Origin of the sequence: Archangium violaceum, assembly GCF_016887565.1 — a bacterium.
GTDB lineage: Bacteria > Myxococcota > Myxococcia > Myxococcales > Myxococcaceae > Archangium > Archangium violaceum_B.
Map to the genome: position 1 here is coordinate 10,127,477 of NZ_CP069396.1, position 13,814 is coordinate 10,141,290.

Consider the following 13,814-nt stretch of genomic DNA (forward strand, 5'->3'; position numbering starts at 1 on the left):
CCATCCGAGGCCGAGGACGCACCGACGAGAGGTTCTCCTCGGAGAAGGGCCCGGTACGCGCATTGCTCTCGCGTGGCGAGGACCATTTGGAGGGCGGGACATGCTGGCGCGGGTGCGGTCGGGGGCGTTGATGGGCATCGACGCGGTGGTGGTGGAGTGCGAGGTGGATATGGCCCTCGGGTTGCCCTACTTCAACGTGGTCGGGCTCCCGGAGGGGGCGGTGCGCGAGTCCAAGGTGCGCGTCGTCTCCGCGCTGAAGAACTGCGGCTTCGAGCTGCCCTCGAAGCGGATCACCGTGAACCTGGCCCCGGCGGACATCCGCAAGGAAGGGGCGGCCTTCGAGCTGCCCATCGCGCTGGGGGTGCTGGCGGCGGCGAAGCTGATGGAGGAGGAGCCCCTGTCGCGCTACCTCTTTGGCGGCGAGCTGGCGCTGGACGGGTGGGTGAAGCCCATCAAGGGCGTGCTGCCGCTGGCCGTGGCGGCGCGTGACGGGGGCTACGAGGGGGTGATGGTGCCGGCGGCGAACGCGGCCGAGGCCTCGCTGGTGGAGGGCATCCAGGTGCTGTCCGTCCAGCACCTGCGCGAGGCGGTGGACCACCTCACCGGGGAGAAGCCCCTGACCCCCTTCCTGCGCGAGAACGGCTCCCCCACCCTCCTCCGCAGGCGCCAGGCCCCGCTCGACATGTCCGACGTCCGGGGCCAGGGGGACATCAAGACGGCCCTGGAGCTGGCCGCCGCTGGAGGCCACAACGTGATGCTCTGCGGCCCTCCGGGCTCGGGCAAGACGATGCTGGCCCGACGGCTGCCCGGAATCCTCCCCGCCATGACGTTCGAGGAGGCGCTGGAGGTGACGAAGATCTACTCCGTGCTCGGCCTGCTCGGAGAGGACCAGGCGCTGATGCGCGAGCGGCCCTTCCGCGCCCCCCACCACACCATCTCCGACGCGGGGCTGGTGGGCGGGGGTCCGGCCACAAGGCCCGGAGAGCTTTCCCTGGCGCACCATGGCGTGCTCTTCCTCGATGAGCTGCCCGAGTTCCGAAAGAACGTGCTGGAGGTGCTGCGCCAGCCGCTGGAGGAGGGCTCCATCCACCTGGCACGAGCCACCCAGCACGTCACCTATCCCTGCCGGGTGATGATGGTGGCGGCGATGAACCCCTGCCCGTGCGGCTACTTCAACGTCCCCGGGCGGAGATGCAAGTGCCTGGAGCACCGGGTCTTCGACTATCACTCGCGGGTAAGCGGTCCCCTGCTGGACCGCATCGACATCACCCTGCAGACGCGCCCGGTGGAGTACCACCACATCTCACGCAACGGCGAAGAGGAGCCCCCGAGCACCTACTACCGGGAACGCGTGGAGGCCGCCCGCGAGCGCCAGCGGTTCCGCTTCCGCGACGAGCCAGGAGTGTACTGCAACGCGCAGATGCCGGTGCGGCTGGTGCACCGCTACTGCAAGCTGTCCCTGCTCGCCGAGAAGAAGCTCCAGGTGGCCATGCAGAGCTTCGGCCTGTCCGCACGCGCCCACGACCGCATCCTCAAGCTGGCGCTGTCCCGGGCGGACCTCGAAGGGCACGACCGCATCGAGGACGCGGACATGCACCTCGCCATCGGCTGCCGGCAGATCGACCGGCGGGACTGGATGCACGCCAACATCCATGGAGGCACGCCTCCCCCACGGGATGTCTTCAGCCAAGTGCGGCGTCCCGCGGGGGACTTCCGGTCCCCGGAGGACTCTTGAGCGTGCCCTCCCCCACCCTCACGGGCCGCACCAGCTCGGGCAACGGGCCGGTGATGAGACGGGCCGAGCGCTTGAAGGCGACGTACGAGTAGGCCCAGTCGAGGAGCACGGCCAGCTTGCTGCGGAATCCGATGAGGAAGAGGATGTGGATGCCAAGCCACGCCATCCACGCGGAGAAGCCCGAGGACTCGAAGCGCTGGAAGGCCACCCCCACCGCCTTGCCGCGCCCGATGACGGCGTAGGTGCCCCGGTCCCAGTAACGGAAGGGCTCCATCGGCTTGCCCTCCAGGATGCGGCGGATGTTGCGCGCGGCGTGCTTGCCCTGCTGGATGGCCGCGGGCGCCACTCCGGGGATGGGGTTGCCATCCTGGACGAAGTGCGCCAGGTCCCCGATGACGAAGACATCCTGACGGCCAGGGACGGTGAGCTCGGGTGATACGTGGACGCGGCCCGCCCGGTCCAGCGGCACGCCCAGCGAGCGCGCCACCGGAGAGGCGGCCACCCCAGCGGCCCAGATGGTGCTCCACGCCGGGATGCGCTCCTCGCCGATGTACACCCCCGTCTCGTCGATCCGGGTGACTCGCGTGTTCGTGCGAACCTCCACCCCCAGCTTCTCCAACGCGCGGCGAGCCTTCTCCGAGAGGTCCTCCGAGTAGACGGGCAGCACGCGCGTCTGGCCCTCCAGCAGGAGGATGCGGGCCTGCGAGGGATCGATGTTGTGGAAGTCCTTCGCCAGCGAGTGGCGGGAGATCTCCGCGAGTGCGCCGGCCATCTCCACGCCCGTGGGCCCCGCGCCGATGATGACGAAGGTGAGCAGCTCGCGACGGCGGACCGGATCCGGCTCGCGCTCGGCCATCTCGAAGGCCAGGAGCACCCGGCGGCGGATCTCCAGCGCGTCGTCGATCGTCTTCAATCCCAGGGCGTACTTCGCCCACTCGTCATGGCCGAAGTAGGAGTGCGTCGCCCCGGTGGCGATGACGAGGTAGTCGTAGGACAGCTCGCCGTCGGCCAGCAGCACGCGCTTGTTGGCCACGTCCACGCCCGTCGCCTCGGCGAGCAGGACCGTCGACTCCCGGCTCAACAGGCCGCGGATCGGCGAGGCGATCTCCCCCGGGCTGAGGGTGGCCGTGGCCACCTGATACAGCAGGGGTTGGAACAGATGATGGTTCTGCCGGTCCACCACGGTGACCCGCACCGGAGCGTTCCGCAGTGCACGCGCCGCATACAGGCCGCCAAAACCACCACCCAGGATGACCACATGGGGAAGCTTGTCGCGTAGGCCCGTCATGTTCAGGAAATTCCTCCCGGCGGACTCGAATTCAAGGCAATCGACGCCCCCGCGTCTACCCCGTACCCGGCGGCGATGGAGCGAGCTAGAAGGCCGGGTGATGAAGCTCCTGTCCCCCCTCATCGCACTCTTCCAGGCCGTCTTCCTCATCCTGTGGCTGGTGTTCTGGATTACCGTGTCCGGGCTGGCGGCGATCCTCACGCTCAACGGGGAGCTGCCGCTGGTGATGGCGCGGCGCTTCTGGGCATCCATGCACTGGCACATCACCGGCTCGCCCCTGCTCGTGGAGCCGCTGCCGGACGTCGACTGGAGCAAGCCCCACATCTTCCTGATGAATCACCAGTCCGCCTTCGACATCCCCGTGGCGTTCGCGGTGATTCCGGTGAACATCCGCTTCATCGCCAAGCACGTGCTCAAGTGGATTCCCTTCCTGGGCTGGTACATGGTGGGAACGGGGATGATCTTCCTCAACCGCTCCAACCGGCGCGAGGCCATGCGCAGTCTGAAGCTCGCGGGTGAGCGCATCCGCGCCGGCTCCAACATCCTCGCCTTCCCCGAGGGGACGCGCTCGAAGGACGGGCGCATCCTCCCCTTCAAGAAGGGCTCCTTCGTGCTCGCCGTGGAGGCCGGGGTGCCCATCATCCCGATGGCCATCGAGGGCACGCGCGGGATGCTCCCGAAAGGCAGCATCCGACTGAGGCGCCACACCATCCGGGTGAAGGTGGGCCAGCCCATCTCCACCGCGGGCATCAAGGGCCCCGCGCGCGAGGCCCTCATGAACCAGGTGCGTGACGTCATCATCCAGCTCCACCGGGACATCGGCGGTGAGGGAGGCGTGCCGCAGGAGTCCCTCGCCTCGGGGAACGACAAGAACGTCGACCTCGCGGACCGCCCGATCTGAGCCCCACTCCCCTCTCCCTCTGGGAGAGGGACGGGGTGAGGGTACCCGTCACCGTCCTCCTCCCGTGAACACCCCGCGCCCTCCGCTCCACCGCGCGGGACCCTTCACGCGGAACGAGACGCCTCCGTGCCGCGAGCCCCGAGTGAAACGCGAGCGGCACGGCCATTGCTCAAGCTCCTCGCGGCGCGCCCGGGCCACTCCGGTACCGAGGCGCGGCCCCACTCATGAAGGGCGGCGAGGAGCGACGATGAACAAGCTGACGGAGAAGTTGAAGGCGGTGGCGGCGGCGGTGGCGGCGATCGAGAAGCAGTTCGGCAAGGGCGCGGTGATGCCGCTGGGCGGCGAGGTGCGCGAGCAGCGGGTGGCGGTCATCCCGTCGGGCTCGGTGGGGCTGGACCGGGCGCTCGGGGTGGGCGGCTACCCGCGCGGGCGCGTGGTGGAGATCTTCGGCAACGAGTCCTCGGGCAAGACGACGCTCACCCTGCATGCCATCGCGCAGGTGCAGGCGCAGGGCGGCGTGGCGGCCTTCATCGACGCGGAGCACGCGCTGGACGTCAACTACGCGCGCAAGCTGGGCGTGCGCGTGGAGGAGCTGCTCATCTCCCAGCCAGACACCGGCGAGCAGGCGCTGGAGATCACCGAGCAGCTCGTGCGCTCGGGGGCGGTGGACCTGATCGTGGTGGACTCGGTGGCGGCGCTGGTGCCGCGCGCGGAGATCGAGGGCGAGATGGGGGATGCGCACATGGGCGTGCAGGCCCGGCTGATGAGCCAGGCGCTGCGCAAGCTGACGGGCGCGGTGAGCCGCTCGGGGTGCTGCATCATCTTCATCAACCAGATCCGCATGAAGATCGGCGTGGTGTTCGGCAACCCGGAGACGACCACGGGCGGCAACGCGCTGAAGTTCTACTCCTCGGTGCGCATGGAGATCCGCCGCGCGAGCAACCTCAAGGACGGCGAGACGGTGGTAGGCACGCGGGCGAAGGTGAAGGTGGTGAAGAACAAGGTGGCCCCGCCCTTCCATGAGGCGGAGTTCGACCTGCTGTACGGCGTGGGCATCCACCGCGCGGGCGAAGTGCTGGACCTGGGGGTGCAGGCGGGGCTGGTGGACAAGGCTGGCAGCCACTTCAGCCTGCGGGGGGAGCGGATCGGCCAGGGCCGGGACCGGGCCGCGGAGTGGCTGCGCGAGCACCCGGATGCCATGGAGGCGCTCGCCCGAGAGCTGGTGGGGACGGCGCTGCCCGTGCCCCCGCCGAGCGCCAACCCCGAGCTGGAGATGCCCGCGGCGGTCGCCTAGGCGCCGAGCGCGTCGAGCGACACCGCGGGCACCGGGAGGCGGCGCTGGCCCGCGCGCAGGTACAGGTGGCCGCCCTCGTCCTGCTCCAGCAGCTCGCCGAGCTGGTACTGGGCGTCCCGGGAGAAGCGCGCCTTGCCCCGGCCGCCCTTCACCCCACACGTGAGGACGCCATCGGGACCCACGGCGAGGGAGGCCGGCTCGAGCGCCTCGGCGGTGCGATCGCTCAGGCGCACGGACACCCGCTCGTCCGGGGTGACGTCCACGGTACGCACCTCGTAGGCGGCGTCCTCCACCTGGACGTAGCACCAGTCCTTGCCAATCTGGAGCTGGTAGCGGCCCTCGTCATCGAGGACGAGCGACGTGTTGAAGAGCTCGATGATGCGCGGGTGCTCGATGGGCTCGTCGTCGTGCCACCAGCGCAGCCGGGCATCGAGGCGGATGCCGCTGTCCTCGCGGGTGTGCCAGCGCTTGCCGAAGGGCGGAGGGCCCGAGGGCGGTGTGGGTCCTGAAGGCGGTTGTGTCACGCGTGTTATCTGCTCGCCCGAGGGCGGCCGGTCAAGCCGACACGCCCGGCGCTACCAGTTCCGGACAAGCTCGGTGTAGCCGCGGAAGGCCACGGCGCCCCAGAAGTTCACCAGCACCCCGAGGACCACCGCGACCTGCACCGCCCGGTTGCGCAGGGACCAGCCGCCGATGGCGAAGAGGAGCAGGAGGTAGGGCGTGTAGTCGATGCTGAACCGGAAGCCGAACTGCATGTAGCCGTCGTTCTGGTAGAAGAGCCCGGGCAGCGCCGTCACGGCCAGCGTGAGCCACAGCGGCCAGTGCAGGCGCGGCCTCAGCTTCGGCACCACCAGGAAGACGAGCAGCGGCAGCGTCAGCAGCAACGACAGGCCATGCGGGTCGTACGCCAGACGCAGCGGATTCAGCGAGATGTCCGGCAGCTCGAGGAAGGCCGCCCGCAGGTTGCGCGGGAGGTAGACCAGGTTGAACAGGCCCCACCGGTCGATGTCCACGTTGACGCGGTTGTTGTAGAGGAACGCGTGGCCGAACTCGCCCGGGCTGCCGAAGCGGTAGAGGTTGTAGGCCGCCGCCAGCAGCGCGAGCGGCGCGGCCCCGAGGGCGAACAGGCCCAGCTTGCGCAGCGCGGGCTTCCAGTGGGAGCCCAGCTCGCGCAGTTGAGCGAGCCGCCTCTCCGGCCCGGGACACAGCGCCTCCAGGACGAAGAAGAGCCCGGCGAACAGCAGCGGCGTGCGGGTGAGCGTGGCCATGGAGAAGAAGAGGCCCGCCAGCACCGGACGGTGCGCTCGCACCGCGTTGCGCACGTAGAGGCAGGTGAAGGCCACGCCCATGACCTCCGCGCTGAACCACACCTCGCCGCGAATGGCCGCGTAGAAGAAGAGCGTGCCGAAGGCCAGGATGAGCGCCAGGCCCACGTTCTCCGTGCGGTCACGCTCCGTCTCCCCATCCTTCGCCAGGAAGCGCAGCAGCGAGAAGAAGAGCGCCACCGCCAGCGCCCCCACGATGACCCCGAACGAGGTGTCGTTGAACTGGTAGCCGTGCAGCGCCACGAAGGGCAGCATCACCACCGCCGGGAAGGACGGGAAGCTCACGTACCAGCGGTCTCCCGGTTGCAACCGGCCCTCGCACCGCACCTTCTTCCCCGCCACCTCGCGCACGCACGCCCAGTCCTCCAGGTTGGGCAGCACCTCGGGGTCCAGGTCCAGCCGCCCCTCCAGCCACGCCTTCGCCTGGTACACGAAGTGCGGGGCCTCGCTCTGCCGCAGGAAGCGCTGCGAGCTGAAGCTGGCCAGCACCGCGAAGCTCACCAGGAAGAGCACCACCTCCACCCGGTATGCCGCGAGCCACATCCGCAGCGCCGTCCCCACCACCCCTCCCCCAGCCTCCGGGTGCACGGCGCGCTCCCCGGACTCCGCGGGCGCGCCCGTACCGGTGTCGGAGGGGCTCTCGGGAGCCGGAGGCGAGGCCATCCGGGACTCGGAGGCCACCTCGGAAGCGGGCGACGCGGGCTCGCGCGGCGGGGCGGAGGACGGCTTGGGACGCTTGGACTTGGAGCGGCTCATGGGGTGGAAGGCGCGGTCAGCAGGCGCTCACGCAGCAGTTCGAGCGCATAGGAGGCGGCGAAGAGACGCACGAGGTCCCGATCGCCAGAAATGGAGAAGCGCTCACAGCGGGTGGGAGCCCCCTCCGCCGCGAGCGCACAGTAGACGGTGCCCACCGGGTCCTCGGGAGTGCCCCCCGTCGGGCCCGCGAAGCCCGTCACGGACAGGCCATAGGTCGTCCCGCAGGCGGCTCGGATGCCCTCGGCCATGGCCACCGCCACCGGATTCGACACGGCTCCGTGGCGGGCCAGCAGCTCGGCCGGAACCCCGGCCCAGGCCGTCTTCATCTGCTCGGTGTAGACGACCGCGCCGCCCATCAGGAAGCTGCTCGCTCCGGGCACCGCGGTGAGCTGCGCCGCGATGAGGCCTCCGGTGCAGCTCTCCGCGAGCGCCAGCGTGGCCCGGGCCTCCGTCAGCAGCTTCGCCAGCACCGCGGTGTAGGTGTCCCCATCCGCGCCGTACACCGCCAGGCCGAGCTCCCGGCGCGAGGCGGCCTCGGCGGCGGCCAGGGCGGACTCGGCCTCGGCCTGGGAGGCAGCCTCCGCCATCAGCTTGAGCTGGTTCTCCGGCGCGTGCGTGCGGAAGCCGAACACCACCCGGGGGTGCGCCGCGGCCAGGGGAGCCACGCGCTCGTCGAGGACGGACTCGGCGATGCCCACCGTCCGCAGCAGGCGGAAGGCGCGGTACGTGCGGTCCGGCTTCTTCTCCAGCTCCGAGCGCACGCGCGGCATCACCTCGCCGTCCACCAGCGCCCGGTACTCGCGGGGTACTCCCGGGAGGAAGAAGAGCCGGCAGCCTCCCATGCGGACGATGAACAGGGGCGCGGCGCCCACGGGGTTGGGCACCACCTCCGAGCCCTCGGGGACGAGCGCCATGCGGGCCACGTTGGGCGCCAGCTCCCGGCCCCGCTTCCTGGCGCGCTCGCGGAGGAACTCGAGGGTCCCCGCGTCCTCGACGAGCGGCACGCCCGCGGCGGCGGCGGCACACTCGGCGGTGAAGTCATCCGCCGTGGGGCCCAGCCCACCGGAGACGATGACCACGTCCGCCCGGCTCGCGCCCTCGCGCAGGGCGCGGGTGATGTCCTCGCGCACGTCTCCCACCAGCACCACCCGCGTCACCTTGATGCCCAGCTCGAAGAGCCGTGCTTCCAGGTACGGACTGTTGGTGTCAGGGGTCAGGCCGGTGACGAGCTCGTCACCGGTACACAGGAGCTCGACGCGCATGGGCGGGGCATCCTAGCGGCCCGCGCCGCCCCCGGCACGCACCGAGTCACGGACTACCGGGTGAGCGTGTCACCCTCGTCCTCATCCTCATCTTCCTCCTCGTCGTCCTCCTCATCGAGGACGGCCGCGGCGACGCCCGCTCCGGTCCCCAGCTTCCGGGCCACGAACCGGTTGCGGACCAGGAAGGCGGACTCCAGGAGGCCGAAGCCGAGATAGGCGAACGAGTAGGCCACCAGCACGTAGGCCGGGTGGAAGCGCGTACCGATGATGACCCCGCTGGCGAGCACCAGCATCAGGACGAGCGCCGAGCGCGGAGACAGGCGCAGGTCCTTGAAAGTCCGATACCGGACAGTGGACACCATCAGCAGCGCGAGCGCGACCACCGCCACCGCCACGGGGACACGGGCCTCGGCGGCGAGCACCTCACCACCGGTGGCGGCGTGGTGGGCGATGATCATCGAGACGAACACGCTGGCGGCCAGCGGGATGGGCAGGCCAACGAAGAAGCTCCCCCCACCACCGTGGGGGTTGCGCATGGCCAGCACGTTGAAGCGGGCGAGCCGCAGGGCGCCGCAGGCCGCGAAGGTGAAGGCCAGGAACATGCCCAGGAAGCCCATGGGCTCCAGCGCCCACTTGTAGGCCAGGAGGCCGGGCGCGGCGCCGAACGAGACCACGTCCGCCAGGCTGTCCAGCTGCATCCCGAAGTCGCTCTGGGTCTTCGTCAGGCGGGCCACGCGGCCGTCGAACCCGTCGAAGAACATGGCGAAGAGGATGGCCAGGGCCGCCTGGTAGAGCTGCGTGGGGCCCGCTTCACCGGTACACAGGGTGAGCGCGTAGAAGCCGCAGAGGATGGAGGTGACGGTGAACAGGTTGGGCAAGATGAACAACAACTTGCGGGGTCTCACGTTCTCCTGCCTCCTCTGTCGGCCATCGGCCGTTCCGGTTCAAAGCCGGGGGAGAACGGACCATAGCAGGGTTTTATTTGCCCGGTCTTCGTGGAGGGGTGATGGACGCAGCGCGTTGGGCCCTGTGGGTCGTGGTGGCGGTGCTCGCACTGGCCGCGGTGAATGGCCTGTGGATTTTCGGGGTGCGCCGGAGGTATCGGCTGCGCACGACCTCGCCTCAGCGCCTGAGAACCCGCTGCGAGGATGGGTGGGAGTTGACCCTGTATGAGCGGCGTGCCGCGCACCGGCGCTTCGAGGAGCCGGTGCTGCTGTGTCACGGGCTGGCCGCCAATCGCTGCACCTTCGACTTCGAGCCGCCCTACTCCATGGCCCACTTCCTGGCCGAGGCGGGCTTCGACTGCTTCAGCGTGGAGTTCCGGGGTATCGGTGACTCACGGCCCTCGCCCCGGGGACGCCGCTGGCCGGACGTCACCGTGGACGACCTGGTCACCCAGGACGGGCCCGCGCTCATCCAGGAGGTGCTGGCCCGGACCGGAGCGAGGCGCGCGTTCTGGATCGGCCACTCGCTGGGCGGGCTGGTGGGCTACGCGGTGGCTCAGGGACCCGCCGGGGCGATGCTCGCTGGGCTGCTCGCCCTGGGCTCGCCCGTCTTCTTCTCGAGGGATCCGCTCCTGCACAGGCTCATCCACATCGGCGCCCGGGCCGCGTGGCCCCGAGGCTTCCGCAACGAGTGGTTGAGCCACACGATGGCGCCCTTCCTCGGCTACGCCACCCTGCCCCTGTCGGACGTCATCATCAACCCGAAGCACATCCTCCCGCCCATCCAGCGCAAGGTGTACGCGAACATGATGTCGTCGATGAGCCGCAACGTGCTCCTGCAGTTGCGCGACTGGCTCGAGCATGACGCCTTCCGCTCCTTCGATGGGAGCGTGGACTGGCGCGCGGGGCTGGCGAAACTGTCGCTGCCGGTGATGGTGATGGGCGGGAGCATGGACCGGCTGTCCCCACCGAAGAACCTGCGCGCGCAATACGAGCTGATCGGCTCACCGGACAAGAAGCTGCACGTCTTCGGCTGCGAGCGGGGGGACAAGATGGACTACGGGCATGGCGACCTGCTCTTCGGCACGGGGGCGCCGATCGAGGTCTACCCCGAGATACGCGACTGGATGGCGGTCCGCGCCACGGCGCTCCCGCTGGGCTCGGTGCAAGTCCCCTCTCCCTCTGGGAGAGGGCTAGGGTGAGGGTCTTGCCACGCAGCGCGCCTCGGGCCCCGGGGTGCTCCGAGCAGGGTCCTCACCCGTCACACGGCCCAGCCGCACCTGGGCGCCCCCCTCGCAGTCGGCCCACACGAGCCCCGCGGCATTCTCCCGCGCCGTGAGCGCATCCGCGCGCAGCACGCCATTCTCCATGGCGATCAGCGCGGGCCCGCCCGAGCCTCGCACCACGAGCCCCTCGGCCGTCACCTGCCCCAGCGTCTCCGCGTGCACCCCGGCCTCCTGGCACGACTCCAGGGACACGTCGCGCAGCCTCACCCGCGAGCCCTGCGCGCCCAGCACGCCCACGCCCGCCACGTTTCGCACCACGAGCCCCTCCACCTCCACGTCCGCGTCACGCAGGTGCAGCCCGTCACCGGAGTCGCCCCCATGCGACGTCAGGCGGGTGATGACGGCCTGTTGAAGCCGCAGCCGCCCGCGCGTGACCGCGATGCCGTACTCATCCGCCCCATCCACGCGGACGTCGCGCAGCACCAGGTCCGAGCCCACCAGCAGCATCGCGCCGTAGTTGCCGCTGCCCAGCACCACCGTTTCCTTCATCTCTCCTGTCGAACCAATGAGCACCACGCCCGCCCGCACCGCGCGCACCGAGGTGAACCCCCGCGCCTCCAGCGTGGTCTCCACGGTCTGCAGGCCATACTCGTGTCCGGTGACGGTGACGTCCTCGAGCCGCAGCGAGCCCCGCTGGGCGAAGAGGCCCGCGTCGCGTCCCTCCTCCACGCTCACGTGACGCAGCCGCACCCGGCCCTCCACCTGGTACAGCGCCGTCAGCGGCCCGCGGAAGCGCACGGACTCCAGCTCCAACTCCACCTGCCGTGCCTCCACGCCGCGCCGGAAGGCGCCGGTGAACGTGCTCTCCCGCACCTCTCCGTGCGTGCCGCCCGACAGCAGCACGCCCACCGCCCGCGCCCCACCCGCCTCGAACACGCACCCGTCCGCCGAGAGGTGTCCCGCCTCCATCCGCACCGCCCCCTCGTCCTGCCCGCCGAAACGCACCGCCTCCAGCCGGACCGGCCCGGCGGCCTCCAGGCCCCAGACGCCCCCCTGGATACCCAGGCGCCTCACCGTGGCCCCCTCGGGTGCCCGCACCGTGGGCCCGGCTGCCTCCCCGACCAGCACGGAGCCCTCTCCCGCCCCCACCAGCTCCAGGCCGGCGGGCAGGACGAAGGGGCCCGGGTACCGTCCCGGCGCCAGGTACACCCGGAGCGGCGGCCCTCCCGCCACCTCCCGAGCCAGGGCGTGGGACAGCGAGGAGAAGGGCCTCTCTGGCGACCCGTCCCCGCCCTCCCGCCGCGCACCGTCCACCCACACCTCGGTCCACGCGGTGGACTCCCGAGGGGGGATCAGCGCCCCCGGTGCGTGACAGGCCGGAAACGTCAGACAGGAGATCATCAGCAGGCAGCGGAGCATTCGATCGCACACACTAATACCCGCCAGTCATCCGGGCCCATCTGGATCAGGAAGCTCCACGCAAGTGATCGAAATGACAAAGAAAAACACTTTCAATCGATCACATCCACACATGGCGCCGATCAGGAACCACGGCGGGAGGCGCGCCCTCTTCGTGCACTTCTCCTCTCTAGAGGAGCCTCGGGCTCCGTCAAATTCATCGCGATTCGCGCGGAGGCCGATCTACCGGCCTCCGGGCGGTTGCCAGCATTGACAGACAAAAGAGCGATTTGTTACCAACCCTGGGCTTTCGCATTTCAACGCGCACGGAGAAGCGGATGACCAAGGCAGAGCTCGTGGAGGTGGTGGCGGCGCAGTCCCGGCTGACGAAGAAGTCCGCCGCGGAGATTCTCGACATCGTCTTCGCCAACATCGGCAAGGCGGTGAAGAAGGACCAGCGCTTCAGCTACCCCGGCTTCGGCACCTGGTCGGTCCGCTCGCGCAAGGCGCGGAAGATCCGCAACCCGCAGACCAACGAGATGATGAAGCTCAAGGCCTCGAAGACGATCGGCTTCCGGCCCGCCAAGGAGCTGAAGAACTCGCTGTAGTCCGTGGGGCCCGCGAGCGCGCGAGCCAACCTTACTGGGGGCGTCGTCCGAGAGGACGGCGCCCTTGTCGTTTTCCGGCGTCCCCTCCCTCCCCGCGCTGCACGAAGGAGGGCTCCTCACCGGACTCGGTGGGGCCCAGCTCGTCGAGCGGATCGCACGGCATGCCCTCGCGCCACAGCTCGAAGTGCAGGTGCACTCCGGTGGCCATGCCCGTCTTGCCGGCCGCGCCCACCACATCGCCCTGCTCGAGCACCTCGCCGGGAGTCACCAGCACGCGCGACAGGTGGCTGTAGCGGGTGGTGGTGTCCCCGTCGTGCTGGATGACCACCTGGTTGCCGTAGCCCCCGTTCCACCCGGCCCGCACCACCACGCCTCCGGCGGCCGCCGTGACGAGCTGGCCCGACTTCGCCGCGAGATCCAATCCCTGGTGGTCCCGCTCCTCGCCGAGGATGGGGTGCAGCCGGCTGCCGAAGACGCTGGTGACGACCACCGGGTCCACCGGCCAGGTGAAGCGCGGCGCCCGCTTCGAGGGCTGAAGCTGAAGACGCCGCAGCTCGGCCATGCGCACCGCGAGCAGATCCACCCGGGCGAGCACCGCGTCGGCCAGGTCCGCGGGGATGTCACCGTAGGCGCGCGCGTCCTCCTCCAGCTCGGCCTCCAGCGTCACCCGGGCGCGCACCACGTCCAGCGGCGACGTCTTGCGCGTGGGCGTCCGGAGGAAGGCATCCAGGGCGACGTTCATCTCGCGCCAGTTCTCCACCTGGGCCGCCGGCATGGCCCCGCCCCGGGGCACCTGCGTCCGCGAGGCGCGCGCCTGCGTGGCGAAGGTCCCCAGCGCGTCCCGCAGCACCCGTGAGCCCGGGGAGATCAACACCTGCTCGGCGTTCTTCGGCCGGGACCTGACGACCCTGGCCGCGTCGTCGCGAGCTGGAGCCGCCGCCTCCGCGTCGGCCGGGGGCCGCTCGCCCTTCTTGGAGTACAGCTCGTCGAAGCTCATCTTCTGCCGCGCGCGAGGGGCGGTGCACGCGGAGAGGACCAGCAGCATGAGGGCGGCGAGGAGACGCAAGGCGCCGCCCA

At 70.3% G+C, this 13,814-nt stretch carries 12 protein-coding genes; 5 read left to right on the plus strand and 7 right to left on the minus strand.

Annotated elements, in window-relative coordinates:
• The first annotated feature begins 100 nt into the window (after positions 1–100).
• Positions 101–1,735, plus strand: a complete 1,635-nt coding sequence (locus tag JRI60_RS40335) for a YifB family Mg chelatase-like AAA ATPase (RefSeq protein WP_204221329.1) — start codon at positions 101–103, stop codon at positions 1,733–1,735.
• Here the strand turns inward: JRI60_RS40335 and JRI60_RS40340 are convergent.
• A complete protein-coding gene (locus JRI60_RS40340; RefSeq protein ID WP_204221330.1) occupies positions 1,683–3,023 on the minus strand; it encodes an NAD(P)/FAD-dependent oxidoreductase in 1,341 nt (446 codons plus the stop codon). The genes JRI60_RS40335 and JRI60_RS40340 overlap by 53 nt on opposite strands.
• Before the next feature lie 100 nt (positions 3,024–3,123).
• On the opposite strand from JRI60_RS40340, the gene JRI60_RS40345 reads away from it, so the two are divergent.
• Both JRI60_RS40345 and recA read left to right on the plus strand, forming a co-directional pair.
• The gene (locus JRI60_RS40345) at positions 3,124–3,924 is read left to right on the plus strand and encodes a lysophospholipid acyltransferase family protein (protein ID WP_204221331.1); all 801 of its coding nucleotides are present in this window, start codon (positions 3,124–3,126) and stop codon (positions 3,922–3,924) included.
• Between the two features lie 247 nt (positions 3,925–4,171).
• On the plus strand, positions 4,172–5,218 hold the full coding sequence (recA, locus tag JRI60_RS40350) for a recombinase RecA (protein ID WP_204221332.1): 1,047 nt from the start codon (positions 4,172–4,174) through the stop codon (positions 5,216–5,218).
• Here recA and JRI60_RS40355 read toward each other — a convergent pair.
• The 4 genes from JRI60_RS40355 to pssA are packed head-to-tail and all read right to left on the minus strand — an operon-like array spanning position 5,215 to position 9,466.
• Entirely contained in the window at positions 5,215–5,742 is a 528-nt protein-coding gene (locus JRI60_RS40355; RefSeq protein WP_204221333.1) for a DUF1285 domain-containing protein, read from the minus strand. The two genes, recA and JRI60_RS40355, sit on opposite strands and share 4 nt — an antisense overlap.
• A 51-nt stretch (positions 5,743–5,793) precedes the next feature.
• The gene (locus JRI60_RS40360) at positions 5,794–7,299 is read right to left on the minus strand and encodes a hypothetical protein (protein WP_204221334.1); all 1,506 of its coding nucleotides are present in this window, start codon (positions 7,297–7,299) and stop codon (positions 5,794–5,796) included.
• Positions 7,296–8,561 (minus strand): competence/damage-inducible protein A, encoded by a 1,266-nt coding sequence (locus JRI60_RS40365; RefSeq protein WP_204221335.1) that lies wholly within the window; start codon positions 8,559–8,561, stop codon positions 7,296–7,298. The genes JRI60_RS40360 and JRI60_RS40365 overlap by 4 nt, the downstream gene beginning before the upstream one ends.
• A gap of 53 nt (positions 8,562–8,614) precedes the next feature.
• Positions 8,615–9,466: a CDP-diacylglycerol--serine O-phosphatidyltransferase gene (pssA, locus tag JRI60_RS40370; protein ID WP_204221336.1), complete on the minus strand. Its 852-nt coding sequence runs from the start codon at positions 9,464–9,466 to the stop codon at positions 8,615–8,617.
• Between the two features lie 101 nt (positions 9,467–9,567).
• Here pssA and JRI60_RS40375 point away from each other — a divergent pair, with 101 nt between their 5' ends.
• A complete protein-coding gene (locus tag JRI60_RS40375) occupies positions 9,568–10,707 on the plus strand; it encodes an alpha/beta fold hydrolase (protein ID WP_204221337.1) in 1,140 nt (379 codons plus the stop codon).
• Here the strand turns inward: JRI60_RS40375 and JRI60_RS54745 are convergent.
• On the minus strand, positions 10,699–12,150 hold the full coding sequence (locus tag JRI60_RS54745; RefSeq protein WP_204221338.1) for a right-handed parallel beta-helix repeat-containing protein: 1,452 nt from the start codon (positions 12,148–12,150) through the stop codon (positions 10,699–10,701). The two genes, JRI60_RS40375 and JRI60_RS54745, sit on opposite strands and share 9 nt — an antisense overlap.
• Before the next feature lie 317 nt (positions 12,151–12,467).
• Here JRI60_RS54745 and JRI60_RS40385 point away from each other — a divergent pair, with 317 nt between their 5' ends.
• On the plus strand, positions 12,468–12,737 hold the full coding sequence (locus tag JRI60_RS40385; protein WP_108073827.1) for an HU family DNA-binding protein: 270 nt from the start codon (positions 12,468–12,470) through the stop codon (positions 12,735–12,737).
• 31 nt (positions 12,738–12,768) lie between these two features.
• Here JRI60_RS40385 and JRI60_RS40390 read toward each other — a convergent pair whose 3' ends face one another.
• Positions 12,769–13,803, minus strand: coding sequence for a M23 family metallopeptidase (locus JRI60_RS40390; protein WP_239470011.1), 1,035 nt, complete (start codon positions 13,801–13,803; stop codon positions 12,769–12,771).
• Between the last annotated feature and the right edge of the window lie 11 nt (positions 13,804–13,814).

Bases quoted from the DNA above. Each gene is read 5' to 3' on its own strand.
- JRI60_RS54745 (WP_204221338.1), bottom strand. From the start codon at position 12,150: ATGCTCCGCTGCCTGCTGATGATCTCCTGTCTGACGTTTCCGGCCTGT.
- JRI60_RS40365 (WP_204221335.1), bottom strand. From the start codon at position 8,561: ATGCGCGTCGAGCTCCTGTGTACCGGTGACGAGCTCGTCACCGGCCTG.
- JRI60_RS40340 (WP_204221330.1), bottom strand. From the start codon at position 3,023: ATGACGGGCCTACGCGACAAGCTTCCCCATGTGGTCATCCTGGGTGGT.
- JRI60_RS40335 (WP_204221329.1), top strand. From the start codon at position 101: ATGCTGGCGCGGGTGCGGTCGGGGGCGTTGATGGGCATCGACGCGGTG.
- JRI60_RS40385 (WP_108073827.1), top strand. From the start codon at position 12,468: ATGACCAAGGCAGAGCTCGTGGAGGTGGTGGCGGCGCAGTCCCGGCTG.
- JRI60_RS40375 (WP_204221337.1), top strand. From the start codon at position 9,568: ATGGACGCAGCGCGTTGGGCCCTGTGGGTCGTGGTGGCGGTGCTCGCA.
- recA (WP_204221332.1), top strand. From the start codon at position 4,172: ATGAACAAGCTGACGGAGAAGTTGAAGGCGGTGGCGGCGGCGGTGGCG.
- JRI60_RS40360 (WP_204221334.1), bottom strand. From the start codon at position 7,299: ATGAGCCGCTCCAAGTCCAAGCGTCCCAAGCCGTCCTCCGCCCCGCCG.
- JRI60_RS40345 (WP_204221331.1), top strand. From the start codon at position 3,124: ATGAAGCTCCTGTCCCCCCTCATCGCACTCTTCCAGGCCGTCTTCCTC.